Genomic DNA, 804 nt, shown 5'->3' on the forward strand with positions numbered 1-804 from the left:
TAACCAAGGTGCAGCAGGCTTGTGGTAATGAAGTACTAGAAACCAATATCGATTGGGCTCAGTGGGATAATTATGATTTTTCTGAAGCTCGACTTGATAAAGTAAAAACCACAGGTTGGTTAGGTGGCCTTATTAACTACATCTATGATGATATGGTGAAGTTGTGCACGACAACTGAGCACGCAGCTTTGTATAAAGAAGAGTTTCAAAAAGTTCAAAAAATCCAATTCGTAGGTCAAGATTCAGTGAATGCGAAAAAAGCAGGTTTCGCGTTAGATGAAGGTGGTAGCGTACTCAAAGTTGCTCTGAATCCAAATGCGGCTTACGACTCTTCAACGTTGAAGTACCTTAAGCAGGCATGGAACTAAAACGATGAAGAAAACGTTATTGTCGTTATTCATGGTGTCCGTCAGCTTTGCCGTGGTCGGTGAAGAAGCTCGTTACACCATGGACGACTTAAAGGCATTGAACGGCTCTAAAAATTGGAATGAGCTATTAGCGCATGCGGAAGATATTCGTCCATCTCAACGTAATAGCGAGTGGGAAAGCCTAGTTCAAAATGCGGCGTTGGGAGCGTTTGAACACTATGTCGCATCTGGAGCAAAAGATGATGCGATTGGTCTGGGTCAGCAGTTAATCCTATCTTACCCATTTCTCTCTCAATCTAAGAGTTTTACTCAGCAGTTCTCGAAGGAGCTGGTGCCTGCAGCACAACCATGTATTCAATATGCGATAGAGGGATGCGTGGAAAATTATGGTCAGCTTCTTAATACCTTGGCACCAAGCGTTGAGGTGAGTTACGAA

At 43.2% G+C, this 804-nt stretch carries 1 protein-coding gene and 1 pseudogene; both read left to right on the forward strand.

Annotated features, from left to right (window positions below):
• A partial coding sequence (locus R7O13_RS25935) for a hypothetical protein (protein WP_318305083.1) occupies positions 1-368 on the forward strand: 368 nt, incomplete at its 5' end.
• Positions 369-372: 4 nt separating this feature from the next.
• Positions 373-804, forward strand: a pseudogene (locus R7O13_RS25940) (hypothetical protein); the annotation flags it as partial.

The organism is Vibrio sp. Y176 (assembly GCF_033438945.1).